This window comes from Pseudomonas sp. B33.4 (genome assembly GCF_034555375.1).
Lineage (GTDB): Bacteria > Pseudomonadota > Gammaproteobacteria > Pseudomonadales > Pseudomonadaceae > Aquipseudomonas.
This window is the reverse complement of the sequence record NZ_CP140706.1, coordinates 1,090,379-1,108,474: the sequence shown is the minus strand read 5'-3', so window position 1 is coordinate 1,108,474 and position 18,096 is coordinate 1,090,379. Positions and strand designations below refer to the sequence as shown.

Genomic DNA, 18,096 nt, shown 5'->3' with positions numbered 1-18,096 from the left:
ACCACGGGGGGTTTGGGGGGGCTTTGGCCCTTGACTGTTGGTTCAAACATGGAGAGATCGGGATGGTATTTTCATCCAACGTGTTCCTGTTTCTGTTCTTGCCGATCTTTCTCGGCTTGTACTACTTGAGCGGGCAACGCTATCGCAATTTGCTGCTGCTGATCGCCAGCTACGTGTTCTATGCCTGGTGGCGTGTGGACTTCCTCGCGCTGTTCGCCGCCGTCACGCTGTGGAACTACTGGATCGGCCTCAAAGTCGGTGCCGCCGGTGTGCGGACCAAACCGGCGCAGCGCTGGCTGTTGCTTGGTGTCGCAGTCGACCTGTGCATCCTCGGCTACTTCAAGTACGCCAACTTCGGTGTCGACAGCATCAACGCGATGATGACCTCGGTGGGTCTTGAGCCGTTCATCCTCACCCACGTGCTGCTGCCGATCGGTATCTCGTTCTACATCTTCGAATCGATCAGCTACATCATCGACGTGTATCGCGGCGACACCCCGGCCACGCGCAACCTGATCGACTTCGCGGCGTTCGTGGCGATCTTCCCGCACTTGATTGCCGGCCCGGTCCTGCGTTTTCGCGACCTCGCCGACCAGTTCAACAACCGCACGCACACCCTCGACAAGTTCTCCGAGGGCTGCACGCGGTTCATGCAGGGTTTCATCAAAAAAGTCTTCATCGCCGACACCCTCGCGGTGGTCGCCGACCATTGCTTCGCCCTGCAAAACCCGACCACCGGTGACGCGTGGCTTGGCGCGCTGGCCTACACCGCGCAGCTGTATTTCGACTTCTCCGGTTACAGCGACATGGCCATCGGTCTGGGCTTGATGATGGGTTTCCGTTTTATGGAAAACTTCAAACAGCCGTACATCAGCCAGTCGATCACCGAGTTCTGGCGCCGCTGGCACATCAGCCTGTCGACCTGGCTGCGTGACTATCTGTACATCACCCTCGGCGGTAACCGTAAAGGCACGCTGATGACCTATCGCAACCTGTTCCTGACCATGCTCCTCGGTGGTCTGTGGCACGGCGCGAACATCACCTACATCGTCTGGGGCGCATGGCACGGCATGTGGCTGGCGATTGAAAAAGCGCTGGGCCTGAACACCTCGCCACGCAGCCTCAACCCGATCCGCTGGGCGCTGACCTTCCTGCTCGTGGTAATGGGCTGGGTGATCTTCCGCGCCGAAAACCTGCATGTCGCCGGCCGTATGTACGGCGCGATGTTCAGCTTCGGCGACTGGTCGCTGTCGGAACTCAATCAGGCCAGCCTCACCGGTCTGCAAGTGGCAACCCTCGTAGTGGCGTACGTGACGCTGGCGTTCTTCGGCCTGCGTGATCTGTACACCAATCAGCCGCCGGCCAAGAGCAAACCTGAAGTCAACGTCGAGGCCAACGGCCCTGCCACCGCGACTCCGGGAATGATCAAGGCAGCCCCTGGCGAAAACCCGGCGAGCATCCACGAGCCTGGCTACGCCGTCGGCGTCGAAGCCCAGGTGCAACCGGCTTACTGGACGGCGGACTGGTCCCGTTACGTGATGCGCGGCCTGATCCTGCTGCTGTTCATCGCCTCGATTCTCAAACTTTCGGCGCAAAGCTTCTCGCCGTTCCTTTACTTCCAGTTCTGAGGGATCTGACATGACCCGCTCATTACGCATCTTCTACATCGCCCTGTTCCTGGTGACGTTGTTGGTCCTCGGTCTGTGGTCGGTTCGCAGCTTCTTCGGCTTCAGCACCAACGCCGATGCGACAGTGCTCAACGGCCGCTGGACCAAGGCTGTGGAAACGCACTACGACGATGAATTCCCGATCAAGCGTCTGGGCACCAATCTCTGGGCCGCGCTGGATTTCAAACTGTTCAACGAAGGTCGTCCGGGCGTGGTGCTCGGTCGCGATCAGTGGTTGTACAGCGATGAAGAATTCAACCCGATCGTCAACGAAGAGCTGAACCTGCAAGGCAACTACGCGCTGGTCGAAGGCGTACGCCAGACCTTGAAAGAGAAAGGCGTGAAACTGGTGATGGCGATCGTGCCGGCCAAGGTTCGTCTGTACCCGGAGCATCTGGGTGAAGTGAAACCGGCGAGCATTCACGAAAACCTTTATCAGGATTTCCACCAGCGCGTGGCGGCCGACAAGATCCTCGCCCCTGACCTGCTCAAGCCTTTCCAACAGGCCAAGCAGAACGGTCAGCAAGTGTTCCTGCGCACCGACACCCACTGGACGCCGGAAGGCGCCGAGATCGCCGCGAACACCCTGGCGAAAACCATCGCCGACAAGTTCCCGCTCAGCGGCGAGCCGCAGCGCTTCGTCACCACGCCAGCCGAGAAGGTCACGCACAAGGGCGATCTGCGTCTGTTCCTGCCGCTCGATCCGCTGTTTGAAAACCTGATGCCGGCGCAAGAGCCGCTGCAAAAGCGCAACACCGTCGCGGCTGGCGATCAGCCTGCCGGTGACGACGCGCTGTTCGCCAGCAATGAAGTGCCGGTGGCACTGGTCGGCACCAGCTACAGCGCCAACCCCAACTGGAACTTCGTCGGCGCGCTGAAACAAGCGCTGCACAGCGACGTGGTGAGCTACGCCGAAGACGGCCACGGCCCGATCCTGCCGATGCTCAGCTACCTGAAAAGCGATGACTTCAAGAACAGCCCGCCACAGGTGCTGATCTGGGAGTTCCCTGAACGATATCTGCCTGTGAACAACGAAATCGGTGACGCCGACCCGCAGTGGGTCGCAGAGCTTAAACAAGCCGGCGCGCGCCAACAAAACGTAGCAATCAACACTAAATCCGAGACGCCCGATCGGGCGCAAAACTGAAAGAGAGGTACACCATGACTTTCACTACTACTCCTCGTCGTCTCGCTAAAAGCTTCGCTCTGGTTGCTGGCCTCAGCGTGCTTTCCGTGCCTGCCTTTGCCGGTGGCGATGCTGCCCTGTACGGCCCGACCGCACCGAAAGGCTCGTCCTTCGTGCGTGTCTACAACGCCAGCAACGCTGAAGTCAGCGCCACTGTCGGCAGCACCAACCTGAGCGACGTTGCGCCACTGGCCAGCAGCGACTTCAGCTTCATGCCGGGCGGTGATTACAGCGCCAAGGTCGGCAGCCAGACCCTGCCGGTGAAACTCGCCGGTGACCACTACTACACCCTGGTCAACAACGCTTCCGGCGCGCCGCAACTGATCGAAGAGCCGCCGTTCAAGAACAAACAGAAATCGTTGGTGCGTGTGCAGAACCTCAGCGACAAGCCGCTGACCCTGAAGACCGCCGACGGCAAGACCGACGTGGTGCCGAACGTGGCCGCCAAGGGCCGTGGCGAACGTGAAATCAACCCGGTGAAAGTCAGCCTGGCGCTGTACGAAGGTGACAAAAAAGTCGGCGACGTGAAGCCGGTCGCCCTGGAGCGTGGTGAAGCCGCAGTGCTGTACGTCACCGGTTCGGGCAGCAGCCTGTCGCCAGTCTGGGTGAAACGCCCGGTATCGACTCGCTAACAAATTTTCCGAACTGACGCTTTTCCCCATGTAGGAGTGAGCCTGCTCGCGATATCGGTTTCACATTCAAAGAATGTGTTGATTGACCCACCGCAATCGCGAGCAGGCTCACTCCTACAGGGGATCGGGTTGTCAGTTCGGATACGAGACAAAAACAAGAGTGAAACGACACAGCGTTCGTGCCTCTAACCAATCGATTTTATGGAGTAAACAATATGATTCCGGTGATCTTGTCAGGTGGTAGCGGTTCACGTCTTTGGCCGCTTTCGCGTAAGCAGTTCCCTAAGCAATTCCTCGCCCTGACCGGCGAACACACGCTGTTCCAGCAGACCCTCGAACGCCTGGTGTTCGAAGGCATGGACACCCCGATCGTGGTCTGCAACAAGGATCACCGCTTCATCGTCAACGAGCAGTTGAGCAACCGCAATCTGGAGTGCCAGCGCATCCTGATGGAACCGTTCGGCCGCAACACTGCGCCGGCCGTGGCGCTGACTGCGATGATGCTGGTTAATGAAGGCCGTGACGAACTGATGCTGGTGCTGCCGGCCGATCACGTGCTGGAAGACCAGAAAGCCCTGCAACGCGCTCTGGCCCTGGCCACCGTCGCCGCCGAAAATGGCGAAATGGTCCTGTTCGGCGTGCCGGCAACCAAACCGGAGACCGGTTACGGCTACATCAAATCCACCGGCGATTCGCTGCTGCCCGAAGGCGTCAGCCGGGTCTCGCACTTCGTCGAGAAACCAGACGTCAAACGTGCCACCGAGTACGTCGAATCCGGCGGCTACTACTGGAACAGCGGCATGTTCCTGTTCCGCGCCAGCCGCTTCCTCGAAGAACTGAAAAAGCACGATCCGGACATCTACGACACCTGCCTGCTGACCCTCGAACGCAGCCAGCAAGACGCCGACACCATCACCTTCGACGAAGCCACCTTCGCCTGCTGCCCGGACAACTCCATCGATTACTCCGTCATGGAAAAAACCCAGCGCGCCTGCGTCGTGCCGCTGACCGCTGGCTGGAGCGATGTCGGCTGCTGGTCGTCGCTGTGGGAAGTCAACGAGAAGGACGCCAACGGCAACGTCACCAAGGGCGATGTGGTGATTCAGGACAGCAAGAACTGCATGATCCACGGCAACGGCAAACTGGTGTCGGTGATCGGTCTGGAAAACATTGTCGTGGTCGAAACCAAAGACGCCATGATGATCGCCCACAAAGACAAGGTTCAGGGCGTCAAGCAGATGGTCAACACGCTCAATGAGCAGGGCCGCAGCGAAACCCAGAACCACTGCGAAGTCTATCGTCCGTGGGGTTCGTACGACTCGGTGGACATGGGCGGGCGTTTCCAGGTCAAGCACATCTCGGTGAAACCGGGCGCGTGCCTGTCGTTGCAGATGCACCACCACCGCGCCGAGCACTGGATCGTGGTCAGCGGCACCGCCGAAGTGACCTGCGATGAAAACGTGTTCCTGCTCTGCGAAAACCAGTCGACCTATATCCCGATCGCCTCGGTGCATCGCCTGCGCAACCCGGGCAAGATCCCGCTGGAAATCATCGAAGTCCAGTCGGGTTCGTACCTGGGTGAAGACGATATCGAACGCTTCGAAGATATCTACGGCCGTTCCACCCCGATCGAACGCGGCGTGTCGGTGAAGACCATCGCGCAGTAATTGATCGATAAAACAAGAAGCCCCCGTCCAGCCCGCTGCGTCCCCTATCCGCAGCGGGTTGGGCGGGTTTTTTTCAGCCGAGCGAATGTTGGCGGGTCAGTCTCGGCCGGGAACTTCCGCCCAGCGATTGCTGCCTCCCGGCGTATGGTGTCGGTGCAATCAATCCAATGAAGTCCTGAGTCCGTTCCAGCGCTTGAACGGTGCTCGATGTTTGCATTGAAAGCCCTGCAACCTTTTCGAAAAGCTTAGGATCTGAACTGCCGGAAGTCGCCAACTCGTTCACGATGGCTAACGTCCTGAACGTTGCCATGTCGATGTTTACCGGAATATGTTCGTAAGCTTCACTCAACGCCTCGGCATTCAAACCTTGCGAAGCATGGGCAAACTCCCGTCCCGTCTGGATCAGGCCCGGTGCCTCCGATCCCAGTTCGTCGGCGATTATCTCCATTGCTTTGCCCTCCGCCTTGGTGCCAGCCATTTTCACCAGACGTGATCGACCGTCGGCGGTGCGCGGATCATGGGCGGCCAACTCCAGTTTTACCTTGGCGAGACTGAGTTTCGTTTTTGGCTCCACGCTTTCAACGAACGCCTTCGGATTCATCTCGCTGCCCTTGAAGTCGATAGGACGGTTCAACTGGAAGGTGTCCCCGACCTTGGTGATGACGGCGTTCGCCAGCGCAGTGCCGGCCTGCGCACCCAACTGCCCCCCGAGTGCCCCCATTGCCGGCCCCAATGTTCCTCCCAACGCTGTGCCTGCCGCGCCACCCAAAGCTTTAGCTCCAGTCCTGACCAGACTGCTGCCCAGTTGCGTCGTCACCCGCCTGGCCAGCGCCTGAAAGCGGTGCCGCGCCTGAGTGTGATTGAGTAATGAATTTCTGACATCCGCAGCAGCCGAAGTCATCGTATCCAGCAGCGCCTTCTGCTTTTTCGCACTGTCAGCCAACTCTGGCTTATCGGTCTTTTCACCGCCGTCGCTGTCGGCATGCCGCATCGGTGAGTTACCGACCATCTGGTACAGATTCGGCCCGTCGATAAAACCTTTCGGGTCAGGGTTGAGCCAGCGCTGCAACCACGGCATGTAATAACGAAAACCATAGTAGTACAGACCCGTGGCATCACGCTCCTTGCCCGAATAACGCACGGTTTTGTAACTGATGTCGCTTTCCTCACTCCACGCAGTCGCACCGAACGGATAGAAATGCTCGCGGCTGATCAGTTGCGCATCCGCTGCCAGTTCAAGACTGATCGATCCCAGATGATCGTTGAAACTGTAGCGATACTGATCATTAACGCTTGCTGGCGGCGGGCTCTCCCAGTGCAGAACACGAACACTGTTCAGGGCGGTCTGCACCGTGATGACTTGCAGCACCTCGCCGGTGCCGCTGTCGGTGCGCAACTCCAGTTCCGGGAGGTAGCGTACCTGCGTAACGACAGCACGAACCCTGGTCTGCAGCGACCGGATCTTGCGTACGCGCTGGCCAGCGCCGTCGTAGAGATAGACTTCGTGATCATCCGCACCGGAATCGCGTTGCACCGCAACGACCGCATCCAGTTGATTGCGCAGATTCCACTGCAACTGCCGGCCTTGATCCAACAGCAGCAAGTTACCGCGAGCGTCGAAAGCTGCGGCGATCTCTGCCTCGTCGGGGGGCACGCCATTGCGCTAGGGCAGGCAGCGATTGCTGTAGCGGGCAGCCTGCAGATCATGACCTGGACTCTGTGCACCGACGTGGGTCAGCTTGAGCAGATTACCGCCAGCGTCATAACCATAGGTTTGCAAATAGTTGGCGATCGCTGTCGGGCCGCCATCGCCCGTCCCCGACTCCCATCCGCTGGCCTCACTCAACTGGTAAAGGCTGTCGTAGGTGAAGCGGCTGATCGGTTCGATGCGCTGGTTGGCGAAGTAGCGCACGGGCAGTGCCTTGTCTTCGATGCTCAGCACATTGCCTGTCCGGTCGTATTGGTACAGCAAATGCTGCAAGACCACGCCCTGACCGGTTGCGGCGTGACGCATCATCAGCCGCCCATCCGCTTGATGGTAGGTCAGCGTTGTCTGCACGCCATTGCCCGCCAGTTCCTGCGTGACCTGCCCTTCTGCGTTGTAGTGAATATCGCTGACCACCGCCCGCCGCTCAGTCTGATGGCGCAACTGCAGATGGCGAGCGCGCAAGCCGCCATCGAGGGTCAACTCACTGTCATGTCGGTTACCCTTCGCATCGATCTGCTCGAGCACCGCACCGAGGGGCCCGAAACGCCAATGGGTCATTGCGCCCTCACCGGGTTCCAGCAAACGCTGGCGCTCATCGATTGGCTCAGGCCAATCCGGGGAAACGGGTTCAAGGGTGAAGTGTCGGGTGTTTTCGACGTTCTCCCCAGTGATTGCAAAGGCCTCGAACAGCACGCTTCCCGCCGGGTCCTCGTGACGAATCAGTTGGCCAAGCTGATTACGCGCCTGATCGGCATCACCCGGCTGACCATATCCAAAACGCTCGGCGCAACGGCGTGGTTGCAACTCGCCTTCTTCGAACACCGCCGTCGGCCGCAGTAACAGGTCATGCTCAATGTCCCGGCGGGTGCCACGACTGTCCCAATCCGTCAGTGTTTCTGAACCCAGACCGAACAGACTGATCTGCATCCCGGCGTCAACGCTGTTCGCGCGCAGAACCTGCCCGTTCAATGTGTAAACGGCGCTCAGATTGGGCGGTACCAGATCATCACTTTGCTGCGCCCATAATCGCGGGTCCCACTGTGTCACTGCGCGACCCGCCGCATCGTGGGCCGTGCGATGGATGCGGGGTTCTGGCGTTTGAATGGCGTCGCAACGCCAGTAATCGACCCTGCGAACGGCGAGCCCGCGTGGATCGTTCACTGCCAGCACCGGTGTTTTGCTGAACATGTCCATGTAGCTCACCCCGCACGATAACCGCGTCCTCTGCGCGTGCAATGATCTGAGCAGACGCGTAACGATATGCCCACTGTCAGAAATTACAGTTCCGACCAACGGTTAAATCCCGTGCGCAACGAATGTCCATTGCGCTGGGCCTTCGGTAGGATGGTGCGCACGAACTCACGGAGCGTTCCAACATGTTCATCGGCATTTTGCTGGTCATCACCTGGCTGATCCTGCTGTTGCGCTACCCGGCCAAAGCCTTGCCGGTTTCAGTGGCGGCGGCGATTGGCCTGGGTTTCGTGGCCATGTGGGTGGTGTGGCTGGACAACCGCGAGATCAAGCAACTGGCGCGCCTTGAAATGCGCATCAGCTATGCCCCGCAGCAATGCCCGGCAGATCGTCCGCTGCAATTGAAGATGAAAAACGGCAATAACGTGCCCCTGACCGAACTGCGCTGGCGCATTGCAGCCTATGCGCCCGGTGACACGGTGAATCTGGCCGACAACCAGTACACCGCCCCGCGCTATCGCGGCCCCGGCGAATTGCAGGCCGGCGGTGAATGGGAAGACTGCCTGCCCCTGCCACCGCTGCGCCCCGGTTATCGCCCGCAAACCCTGGAGTTTCGCGCCGAGCGATTGCAGGGTAGTTTCTCCGACTGATCTGCTCCCTCAACTTTTCTGCACAAGGAATGCGCCATGCCCGTTGCGTTGATTACCGGTTGCTCCAGCGGCATAGGCCGCGCCCTCGCCGATGCGTTCAAAGCCGCCGGTTACGAGGTCTGGGCCAGTGCGCGCAAGGCTGAAGACGTGGCGTTGCTGGCGTCAGCCGGGTTCACCGCCGTGCAACTCGACGTCAATGACAGCACGGCGCTGGAGCAACTCGGTGAGCGGATCAACCTGCAACACGGCGGCCTTGATGTACTGATCAACAATGCGGGTTATGGCGCCATGGGGCCGCTGCTCGATGGCGGTGTGCCGGCGATGCAGCGCCAGTTCGAGACCAATGTGTTTTCGATTATCGGCGTCACGCGGGCGCTGTTTCCGGTGCTGCGTCGGGCCAAAGGTCTGGTGGTGAATATCGGCAGCGTGTCTGGCGTGTTGGTCACGCCGTTTGCCGGCGCGTATTGCGCGTCAAAAGCGGCCGTGCATGCGTTGAGCGACGCACTGCGAATGGAGCTGGCGCCGTTCGGCATTCGCGTGATGGAAGTGCAACCGGGGGCGATTCAGTCGAGCTTCGCCAAGAACGCCGGGCATGAAGCCGAACAGTTGATCAATGAACAATCACCGTGGTTTCCACTGCGTGAAGGTATTCGCGCGCGGGCCAAGGCTTCGCAGGACAAGCCGACGCCGGCCGGTGAGTTTGCGGCTGAACTGTTGAAGGCTGTGCAGCAGAGCAAACCGCCACGGTTGATCCGCATTGGTAACGGCAGCCGGGCGTTGCCGTTGTTGGCGGCGCTGTTACCCAAGGGTTTGCTGGAATCGACGTTGATGAAGCGGTTCGGGCTGCGCGGGCGGCTCTGAGACCGCGCCGGCGCCATCGCGAGCAGGCCCACTCCTACAGGGGATCTTCGGTGTGACACAGATCCGATGCAGGAGTGAGCCTGCTCGCGATGCAGACGACTCGGTTCATCAGTTATCCACAGCGCTCTGATTCACCACCACCGTGCACGTAATCCCCGCCGCCAGCAGCACGCCCTCCGGCACTTCATCAATATGAATCCGCACCGGCACCCGTTGTGCCAACCGCACCCAGTTGAACGTCGGGTTCACATCGGCAATCAGCTCGCGGCTTTCCGGGTTGTCGCGGTCGTAGATGCCGCGCGAAATACTCTCCACATGGCCCTTGAGCACTTCGCCGCTCATTAACTGCATGTCGGCTTGGTCACCTACTTTCACGTGGGGCAGTTTGGTCTCTTCGAAGAAGCCGTAAACCCAGAACGAGTTCATGTCGACCACGGCCATCTTCGCCTCGCCGATGCGTGCGTAATCGCCGCGATGCACATTGAGGTTGGTCACGTAACCGTCCACGGCTGCGCGCACTTCGGTGCGTTTGAGGTTGAGTTCGGCGGCTTCCAGTTGCGCTTGCGCGTGTTGGTAATCGGCCAGCGCGGCGTCGGCGATGTTGCTGGCGTCGTCGCGGTTTTCCCTGGAGATCACCAGGTTGTCGAGATCGGCGCGGCGATGGGCGTTGACCTTGCGCATCTCCCAGGTCGACTTGCGCGAGGCGACCAGCGACTGCGCTTGCTTGACCGCGATGCGGTAATGCTCGGGGTCGATCTGCATGAGCAAATCGCCCTTCTTGACCAATTGGTTGTCACGCACTGGCACGTCGATTACTTCACCGGTGACATCGGCAGCAACGTTGATGATGTCGGCACGCACGCGGCCATCGCGGGTCCACGGCGTATTCATGTAGTGCTCCCACAACGTGCGGCCGATCCACAGCGCCAGGGCCAGCACCAGCAGGGTCGCGAGCAGGCTGAAAAACTTTTTCATCGGGACGTTCTCAACGGTAGACAGTCAGCGCCATGGCGCCGAACAGACAGGTAAACAGACTCAGACGCAGCAGCGCCGGGTGCCAGAAGAAGCGGTACAGATCAAACCCGGACAGGAACCGGTCCACCGCCCAGGCCAGCGCCGCAGCGATGAAAAACATCAGGGTCATGGTCGGCATGTACACGCCGTGGAAGGCGATTTCACGAGGCATGGGCAAGTCCTTCGGGCTTGGCGATGGCGTAGGCAGCGAGCGGTGATTGTGGGTCGAGCAAGGAGGTGCGGATGAAGTGCAGATAGCTCTTCACCCGGCGCAGCGCCGAGGTATCGAAGTGCGGCGCGAATGGCTCATCAGTGGCGGCGACTCGGCTGATCGCATGGTCGACCGCGACCAGCGCGCGCTCGAGATTGCTGGAGTTTGGTTGCAGAAACAGGCGCACCAGCGCGCGGCCCATCACGCGGATTGCCTGCCGCCACGGCTGCGATTCGGCATACGCCGGGTGCACCGGCAGGATCGCCTGTTCCTTGCGCAATTCGATGATCGCGTGGCCGACTTCCAGTACAACGAACATCCAGCGCAGCAGACTTTTCTGCACCTTCGGCTGACCCGCCGCGAGGCCATAAGCCTGATGCAGCAGATCGCGGGTGCGGCTCTCGAAACTCGAGGCCAGCCCCTTGAGTTTGCCGCTGATCGCGTAGACCACCTGCCCGCGCAGATCTTGCTCCAGACGCTTCCACAACCAGCGACTGTTCGGCGGCAGGATAATCGCCCCCGCCGCCGCGCAGACCAACATGCCCATGACCATGGCGATGTAGTCGTTGATGAAGGTGTAAGGGTTGTAGATCGTCAGGTTGTCCGGCACAGAACCGGTGCTGAAGAAGATCAGCAAACCGAGGCCGACACCGGCGTATTGCGGGCGCGAGGTGAGGAACGAGCCGAGCACGATTACCGGCGCGAGCATCACGCACAGCAGCGGAAAGCCGTCGATCCACGGGAAGATGAAAAACATCTCGACGAAGCCGATCAGCGCACCGAGGAAGGTCCCACACGCCATCTGGAACGCCATGCGTTTCGGGTTCGGCGTGGCGGCGGAGAGGCCCACGGTGGCTGCGGCGATCAGGGTCATCGTCGCGCCACTTGGCCAAGCGGTGGCGACCCAGTAACTGCCCAGCACGATGAGAATGAACGAGGCGCGAATGCCCGATGCAGCAGCGGCCCACCAGTTGGTTTGCGGGGTGAACGGCTCATCCCAGCGCTCGCGTTCGTGGCGGTGATCGGCCAATGACGCGTGGGTTTGTGCATAACTGTGCAAATCATCGACGAAGCGATAAAGCAGTTCGTATGCGGTGTGGAAATCCAGTTGTTCGGCTTCGCTTGGCTCGGTGTCCTGAAAGATCGCGCGCAGGCTGCGCACGCGAGCCGGCAGGCCTCCCTTGTAGCTCGCCAATGCGGTCGCCAAACGGGCGGCATCGGGGCTGGTCAGGGCGCGGCCACTGAAGCCGTCGAGCACTTCAGCGAGATCCTGCAGACCCGGTCTGATCGCCGCGACAACGTGTTCTTCGCCGTTGCCGCGCAGGCGTTCAAGCAACTGATGCAACGCGTTGAAGCGTGTGGTGATGCCCATGAACTCGCTGTTCAAACGACTCAATCGGCCGTTGCGCCGACGCATGTGCGGGTCTTCGAACACGGTCACGCTGCGCAGCCCTTCCAGCCCCACGGCTTCGGCGATAAAACGCACGTTGCTCGCCTCGAAAGACTCGGCTTTGCTGCGCCCGCGCAGGCCATCGATGACGAACAGCGCGAACACGCCGAAGCGCTGATACAAGGCGTTGCGCATGGCAGCGCTGGCGGTTTGCGGCAGGATCGCGGCGCTGATCAGGGTCGAGCAGAGAATCCCCAAAGAGATCTCCAGCACCCGCCACACCGCCGCCATGAAGGCACCATCCGGGTGCGCCAGTGCCGGCAGCCCGACCATCGCGGCGGTGTAGCCGGCGAGAACAAAACCGTACGCACGGAAGTTACGGCAACGCGCGGCACCGGCCGAGCAGATTCCAACCCAGATCGCCAATGAACCCAGGAACAGTTCAGTGTTTTGCGCGAACAACGCGATCAACGTGACCATCATCGCCGACCCGGCCAATGTGCCAAGGAAGCGATAGAAACTCTTGGCAAACACCTGGCCGCTCTGCGGCTGCATGACGATGAACACGGTGATCATCGCCGTGCGCGGTTGCGGTAATTCCAGACGCATGGCCAGCCACAGCGTGAGGAATGCGGCGATCAACACCTTGAAGATGTAGACCCAGGTCACGCCATCGCTGCGCGCCCAGTCGAAAAAACCACGGCGCCATTCCAGGGAGTAGAGCCAGCGCAGAGGTGCGGGCAAGGGGGTCATTTAATTGTGCTCAAGAATTCAGGCAAGACGCGATCCCTGTAGGAGTGAGCCTGCTCGCGATGGCGATTTTACATCCAACATTTCTGTTGACTGATACACCGCTATCGCGAGCAGGCTCACTCCTACAATTTGATGTGTGTTCAATGCAGGAGAACCGGGGTTTTCGGCGCTAGGGTTTTCTCAGCAGTCGGCACGTCGTTGCCAGCCCCGAGGCCACCACCCAGCGCAGTCACCAACTCCGCATGCGCACTCAACCGCGCCGCCTGCACCTGCTGCTGCACCTGCTGCTGCTTGAACAACAACGTCTGCGCATTGAGCACGTTGAGGTAATCGGTGAGGCCACGTTGATAAGCGATCATCGCGATGTCGTAAGTCTTCTGCGCCGTCGCTACCGACTCGGCGGCAAAGCCTTGTTGCTTGTCCATCGACTCGCGGCGGATCAACTGGTCGGAGATGTTCTTCAGCGCATTCACCAGCGTCTGGTTGTAATGCGCCACGGCGATGTCGTAACCGGCGGAGGCTTCACCGAGTTCGGCACGCAAACGCCCACCGTCGAAGATCGGTAGCGAGATCGCCGGGCCGACGTTGTAGTTGAGTTTCTTGCCGGTCAAAAACTCCAGCGCACCACCGCCGGTGGCCATGTAACCGAGGCTGCCAACCAGATCGACGTTGGGATAAAAACCGGCATGCGCCACGTCGATACCGCGCGCCTGAGCGGCGACTTGCCAGCGACTGGCGACCACGTCCGGACGCTGGCCGAGCAGTTCGGCGGGCAACGCCGACGGCAATTTCAGCGCAGCACCGAGGGACAATGTCGGGCGTTGCAACTGCGCGCCCTCGCCCGGCCCCTTGCCGGCCAACGCCGCCAGCTGATTGCGACTGAGGGCAATCTCTTCGTCCAGCGCATCGAGCTGGCGATGAGTTTCCGGCAGCGGCGTTTCCGCCTGACTGACCTCGAAATGCGTGCCGATCCCGCCGTTCAAACGCTTCTGCGCCAGATCGAGAATCTGCTGTTGCTGCTTGAGCGTCGCCTCAACAATGTCGCGCTGGGCGTACTGCAGCGACAGTTCGATATAGGCGCGGACGATGTTGTTCTGCAATTCGAGCTGCGCCAATCGCGCCTCAGCGGCGCTCATGTGCGCCAGATCCACCGCGCGTTCACTGGCATTGCTTTCACGGCCCCAGAGGTCGAGCGCGTAGCTAAAACCCAACGCAGCGTTGTTGTCCCACGTGGTGGTGTTGGCCAGCTCGCCCGGGCCGTAGAACTGATCGGTCGGCCAGTTGTGGCGTTTGAGGGTCGAGTCGCCATTGATCTGCAACGACTCGGCGGCTTCGGCGACACCGGCCATGGCTTTGGCTTGACGCACTCGCGCGGCGGCCATGGCCATGGTCGGACTGCCCTGCACAGCGAGGTCGATCCAGCGATTGAGTTGCGGATCGCCGTAGGCTTGCCACCATTGCGCGGTAGGCCAGTTGGCGTCACGGGCGGCGTGGGCGATGGCGTCGTCGGTGGCCAGTGAATTGGCCTCGATTGCCTTGCCCTGCGGGGCGATTCCGTCCGTTGAGATGCAGCCGCCAAGACCCAGGGTAAAAGCCAGAACACTGAGCGGCAAAAGCGCTCTGTTGATGCGACGCGGCACAGCTGCGAATTCCTGAGAAGAGGATAAGGCGGGGCTTGTTTCCGGTAGGAGCTGCCGAAGGCTCGGGCCGCGTTCGGACGATCTGTTGACCTTGATTCCCTTAAACCAAAATCAAAAGATCGCAGCCTGCGGCAGCTCCTACATTGGATCGGCGCAATTCTATGGAAGGCCCTGTACGGCGATAAGCTGGGATTTCTGTGAATCTTTGTTACGGTTAACGAGATAATCCCTTGGTCGGGGGTCTCGCCCCTGAAACTTCGTGTCACAATTTGCCATCTCCCTTGAGAGCACCCCATGGACACTTTGCAAAACATGCGCGCCTTCAGTTGTGTCGCCGAAGCCGGCAGCTTCACCGCCGCCGCCGTGCAACTCGACACCACCACCGCCAACGTCTCGCGCGCGGTCTCCAACCTGGAAGCCCACCTGCAAACCCGCTTGCTCAACCGCACCACGCGGCGCATCGCCCTCACCGAAGCGGGCAAACGCTACCTGCTGCGCTGCGAGCAGATTCTGGCCTACGTCGAAGAGGCCGAAGCCGAAGCCAGCGACGCCCACGCGCGCCCGGCCGGGCAATTGAAAGTGCACACCATGACCGGCATCGGTCAGCACTTCGTCATCGACGCCATCGCCCGCTACCGCAAGACCCACCCCGACGTCACCTTCGACCTGACCCTGGCCAACCGCGTACCGGACCTGCTCGACGAGGGCTACGACGTGTCCATCGTGCTCGCCAGCGAACTGCCGGACTCGGGTTTCGTCTCGCAACGGCTGGGCATCACCTACAGCATCGTCTGCGCCTCGCCGGCCTACGTGAAAGCCAACGGCGCCGCGCAAAAACCCAGCGACCTGCTCAACCACGCCTGCCTGCGCCTGGTCAGCCCGGTGATTCCCCTGGAAAAATGGGCCTTCGACGGCCCGGAAGGCCAGGAAATGGTCACCATCAACAGCTCGCCGTTTCTGGTGAACTCCGCCGACGCGATGAAAACCGCGATTACCAGTGGCATGGGCGTGGGCGTGTTGCCGGTGTATGCGGCGATCGAAGGCTTGCGCAACGGCACGCTGGTGCGGGTCATGCCAAACTACCGCTCGCAAGAGCTGAACCTGTATGCAATCTACCCGTCGCGGCAATATCTGGATGCGAAGATCAAGACGTGGGTTGAGTATTTGCGTGGCTCGTTGCCGGAAATTCTCGCGGCGCATCAAGCCGAATTGGCCGCCTATGAGTTGAGTGGCAGCCTCGCCGGCGCGCGCGTCGCCAACTGATTTTCAACACACCACGAAACCTGTAGGCGCTGCCGCAGGCTGCGATCTTTTGATCTTGCTGTTTAAAAATCAAAAGATCGCGGCCTACGGCAGAGCCTACAGAACAGAGATTTCGTGGATCTTTCCGACAGGTTGCGTCGGTTGTCCGTCGGAAGTGCGGTGGCTAGGATTTGGGTGTCGCTGACGCATCAGTGACCGGGTCTGGAAAACCCGATTTCAACTACCAAAGCTCATGGCATACTGCGGCGCTTTTTAGCTCGCAATGTTATGGCGGCTGTGCGCGGGAGGCCCTTGGGCCTGCCGGTTTTGGTGAGTTGACCGGTTTTTCCAGTCCGCGCACAGCTGCCACCCTATCGTCTGGAAAACGAAAAGTGGCAGCTTCAACTCAACTTGCCACGAGTATGTTTCCTATGTTCAAACCAACGCCTAATCCACCCGAAACCGACGACACCACCCCCTACGAATTCCCCGGCTCAAAGAAATTCCACGAAGCCGCCGAACGCGCCCTCGACCACTACCTCAAACCCAACGCCCTCACCCTGCGCTTCCACAAACCCAGCACCATGTTCCAGGTCGCCCCGGAACAGGACAGCGAAAGCCTGCTGGTCCACGCCTGCGAATCACTGGCACAGGCCAGCCTGATGACCAGCGACATCGCCGCCTACATCGACCTGCCGCAACGACGGACGATCCTGGCGATTCAGCAGATCATCATGCTTGCCGAACTGGCGGTGAACCGCGTGCTGGATAACCACGAAATCCCGCAATCCCCGGCACACAACTAAAAGCCCCTCACCCTAACCCTCTCCCGGAGGGAGAGGGGACTGACCGAGGTGTTTGGGCGAGTTATGCCGACGTAAAATACCGAGTCGAACTCAGATTCTGAATCAGTGCACAGATCAAAAGCCCCTCACCCTAACCCTCTCCCGGAGGGAGAGGGGACTGACCGAGGTGTTTGGGCGAGTTATGCCGACGTGAAATACCGAGTCGAACTCAGATTCTGAATCAGTGCACAGATCAAAAGCCCCTCACCCTAGCCCTCTCCCGGAGGGAGAGGGGACTTACCGAGGTGTTTGGGCGAGTTATGCCGACGTGAAATACCGAGTCGAACTCAAATTTTGAAAGGCTCACAAATCGGCTCCCTCTCCCTCGGGAGAGGGCTGGGGTGAGGGGTAAATTCACCGCGAAACAAAGGCCAAGCGCGTGTCTTCCCCTCCACTTCGGCTGTTGCCATGGGCAAACCTTAAACAGAAAATCATCTTCGCGCAGATCAGCCACAGCCTGCGATCGCCGGACTTCCCGTTTAAAAATCAAGCAATCCACACTGACGACAACTCCTACGAAAACCAGGAATCTGCGGATGTTTCCGACAGGTTTTGACGGTTGTCCGTCGGAAGTGCGGTGGCTAGGATTTGGGTGTCGCTGACCAATCAGCAACCGGGCTTGGTCGCTCGGCTTATGAATGGAGCACTTCAAGGAGTTCCACCGTGCTCAATCCCCCTCAAAATCCACCTGAAACCGACGACACCACCCCCTACGAATTCCCCGGTTCGAAGAAATTCCACGAAGCCGCCGAACGCGCCCTCGACCACTACCTCAAACCCAACGCCCTCACCCTGCGCTTCCACAAACCCAGCACCATGTTCCAGGTCGCCCCCGAACAGGACAGCGAAAGCCTGCTGGTCCACGCCTGCGAATCACTGGCACAAGCCAGCCTGATGACCAGCGACATCGCCGCCTACATCGACCTGCCGCAACGGCGGACGATTCTGGCGATTCAGCAAATCATCATGCTCGCCGAACTGGCGGTGAATCGCGTGCTGGGTAACCACGAAATCGCGCAATCCCCGGCACATAGCTGAAAAGCCCCTCACCCTAACCCTCTCCCGGAGGGAGAGGGGACTGACCGAGGTGTTTGGGAGAGTTACGCCGACGTGAAATACCGAGTCGAGCTCACATCGTAAAAGTCCACAAATCGGCTTCCTCTCCTCGAGGAGAGGGTTGGGCGGGCGGCGGTCCGATGAAGGGAAAATTCACCCAGAAACAAAAGCCAAGCACGTGCCTTCGCGAGCAGGCTCGCGCCCACAGTTGGATCATGTGTTTGCAGTTAGAAAGTAGTCGGCGGTCCGGCCGCTGTCGCTGGCAAGCCAGTTAGACACGATTTTTATAATGCCCGCGTCCCCCCCCAACCCGACCGCTCTATTTAACAGGGCGGGTGTCTGCTCCACTGCCACTCTTGATGTCGATCCACCGCTGCGCAACA

The 18,096-nt window shown here is 60.1% G+C and carries 13 protein-coding genes and 1 pseudogene; 9 read left to right on the top strand and 5 right to left on the bottom strand.

All coding sequences use genetic code 11. The features are described from left to right. Positions 1 to 62 precede the first annotated feature (62 nt). The 4 genes from U6037_RS04770 to U6037_RS04755 all read left to right on the top strand — a co-directional run bounded on the left by U6037_RS04770 (position 63) and on the right by U6037_RS04755 (position 5,152). A complete protein-coding gene (locus tag U6037_RS04770; protein WP_322845978.1) occupies positions 63 to 1,628 on the top strand; it encodes an MBOAT family protein in 1,566 nt (521 codons plus the stop codon). A gap of 10 nt (positions 1,629 to 1,638) precedes the next feature. Continuing rightward, positions 1,639 to 2,814, top strand: a complete 1,176-nt coding sequence (locus U6037_RS04765; protein WP_322845977.1) for an alginate O-acetyltransferase — start codon at positions 1,639 to 1,641, stop codon at positions 2,812 to 2,814. A 14-nt stretch (positions 2,815 to 2,828) separates the two neighbouring features. Continuing rightward, positions 2,829 to 3,485 carry an alginate O-acetyltransferase AlgF gene (locus U6037_RS04760; protein ID WP_064393312.1) on the top strand — a complete coding sequence of 219 codons (657 nt, stop codon included), beginning with the start codon at positions 2,829 to 2,831 and terminating at the stop codon, positions 3,483 to 3,485. Positions 3,486 to 3,700: 215 nt separating this feature from the next. Further along, positions 3,701 to 5,152 carry a mannose-1-phosphate guanylyltransferase/mannose-6-phosphate isomerase gene (locus U6037_RS04755; RefSeq protein WP_077571209.1) on the top strand — a complete coding sequence of 484 codons (1,452 nt, stop codon included), beginning with the start codon at positions 3,701 to 3,703 and terminating at the stop codon, positions 5,150 to 5,152. A gap of 73 nt (positions 5,153 to 5,225) precedes the next feature. Here U6037_RS04755 and U6037_RS04750 read toward each other — a convergent pair. After that, a pseudogene (locus U6037_RS04750) lies at positions 5,226 to 8,054 on the bottom strand (RHS repeat domain-containing protein). Between the two features lie 182 nt (positions 8,055 to 8,236). On the opposite strand from U6037_RS04750, the gene U6037_RS04745 reads away from it, so the two are divergent. Together U6037_RS04745 and U6037_RS04740 are read left to right on the top strand one after the other, a co-directional pair. Continuing rightward, positions 8,237 to 8,701, top strand: a complete 465-nt coding sequence (locus U6037_RS04745; protein WP_322845976.1) for a multidrug transporter — start codon at positions 8,237 to 8,239, stop codon at positions 8,699 to 8,701. Between the two features lie 36 nt (positions 8,702 to 8,737). Further along, positions 8,738 to 9,562 (top strand): SDR family oxidoreductase, encoded by an 825-nt coding sequence (locus U6037_RS04740; protein ID WP_322845975.1) that lies wholly within the window; start codon positions 8,738 to 8,740, stop codon positions 9,560 to 9,562. Positions 9,563 to 9,670: 108 nt separating this feature from the next. Here U6037_RS04740 and U6037_RS04735 read toward each other — a convergent pair whose 3' ends face one another. The 4 genes from U6037_RS04735 to U6037_RS04720 all read right to left on the bottom strand — a co-directional run bounded on the left by U6037_RS04735 (position 9,671) and on the right by U6037_RS04720 (position 14,570). Further along, on the bottom strand, positions 9,671 to 10,537 hold the full coding sequence (locus tag U6037_RS04735; RefSeq protein ID WP_322845974.1) for an HlyD family secretion protein: 867 nt from the start codon (positions 10,535 to 10,537) through the stop codon (positions 9,671 to 9,673). A gap of 10 nt (positions 10,538 to 10,547) precedes the next feature. After that, complete coding sequence (locus tag U6037_RS04730) at positions 10,548 to 10,748, bottom strand: DUF1656 domain-containing protein (RefSeq protein WP_007914106.1); 201 nt, start codon at positions 10,746 to 10,748, stop codon at positions 10,548 to 10,550. Then, entirely contained in the window at positions 10,738 to 12,930 is a 2,193-nt protein-coding gene (locus U6037_RS04725) for an FUSC family protein (protein WP_322845973.1), read from the bottom strand. The genes U6037_RS04730 and U6037_RS04725 overlap by 11 nt, the downstream gene beginning before the upstream one ends. 140 nt (positions 12,931 to 13,070) lie before the next feature. Further along, positions 13,071 to 14,570, bottom strand: coding sequence for an efflux transporter outer membrane subunit (locus U6037_RS04720; protein WP_322845972.1), 1,500 nt, complete (start codon positions 14,568 to 14,570; stop codon positions 13,071 to 13,073). A 294-nt stretch (positions 14,571 to 14,864) separates the two neighbouring features. Here U6037_RS04720 and U6037_RS04715 point away from each other — a divergent pair, with 294 nt between their 5' ends. The 3 genes from U6037_RS04715 (at position 14,865) to U6037_RS04705 (ending at position 17,695) form a co-directional block, all read left to right on the top strand. After that, complete coding sequence (locus U6037_RS04715) at positions 14,865 to 15,833, top strand: LysR family transcriptional regulator (RefSeq protein WP_007914118.1); 969 nt, start codon at positions 14,865 to 14,867, stop codon at positions 15,831 to 15,833. A gap of 410 nt (positions 15,834 to 16,243) precedes the next feature. Then, positions 16,244 to 16,618 carry a DUF6124 family protein gene (locus U6037_RS04710; RefSeq protein ID WP_077571200.1) on the top strand — a complete coding sequence of 125 codons (375 nt, stop codon included), beginning with the start codon at positions 16,244 to 16,246 and terminating at the stop codon, positions 16,616 to 16,618. A gap of 702 nt (positions 16,619 to 17,320) precedes the next feature. Further along, on the top strand, positions 17,321 to 17,695 hold the full coding sequence (locus U6037_RS04705; protein ID WP_322845971.1) for a DUF6124 family protein: 375 nt from the start codon (positions 17,321 to 17,323) through the stop codon (positions 17,693 to 17,695). Positions 17,696 to 18,096: the final 401 nt, after the last annotated feature.

Bases quoted from the DNA above. Each gene is read 5' to 3' on its own strand.
- U6037_RS04710 (WP_077571200.1), top strand. From the start codon at position 16,244: ATGTTCAAACCAACGCCTAATCCACCCGAAACCGACGACACCACCCCC.
- U6037_RS04730 (WP_007914106.1), bottom strand. From the start codon at position 10,748: ATGCCTCGTGAAATCGCCTTCCACGGCGTGTACATGCCGACCATGACC.
- U6037_RS04760 (WP_064393312.1), top strand. From the start codon at position 2,829: ATGACTTTCACTACTACTCCTCGTCGTCTCGCTAAAAGCTTCGCTCTG.
- U6037_RS04715 (WP_007914118.1), top strand. From the start codon at position 14,865: ATGGACACTTTGCAAAACATGCGCGCCTTCAGTTGTGTCGCCGAAGCC.
- U6037_RS04725 (WP_322845973.1), bottom strand. From the start codon at position 12,930: ATGACCCCCTTGCCCGCACCTCTGCGCTGGCTCTACTCCCTGGAATGG.
- U6037_RS04740 (WP_322845975.1), top strand. From the start codon at position 8,738: ATGCCCGTTGCGTTGATTACCGGTTGCTCCAGCGGCATAGGCCGCGCC.
- U6037_RS04765 (WP_322845977.1), top strand. From the start codon at position 1,639: ATGACCCGCTCATTACGCATCTTCTACATCGCCCTGTTCCTGGTGACG.
- U6037_RS04745 (WP_322845976.1), top strand. From the start codon at position 8,237: ATGTTCATCGGCATTTTGCTGGTCATCACCTGGCTGATCCTGCTGTTG.
- U6037_RS04770 (WP_322845978.1), top strand. From the start codon at position 63: ATGGTATTTTCATCCAACGTGTTCCTGTTTCTGTTCTTGCCGATCTTT.
- U6037_RS04735 (WP_322845974.1), bottom strand. From the start codon at position 10,537: ATGAAAAAGTTTTTCAGCCTGCTCGCGACCCTGCTGGTGCTGGCCCTG.
- U6037_RS04755 (WP_077571209.1), top strand. From the start codon at position 3,701: ATGATTCCGGTGATCTTGTCAGGTGGTAGCGGTTCACGTCTTTGGCCG.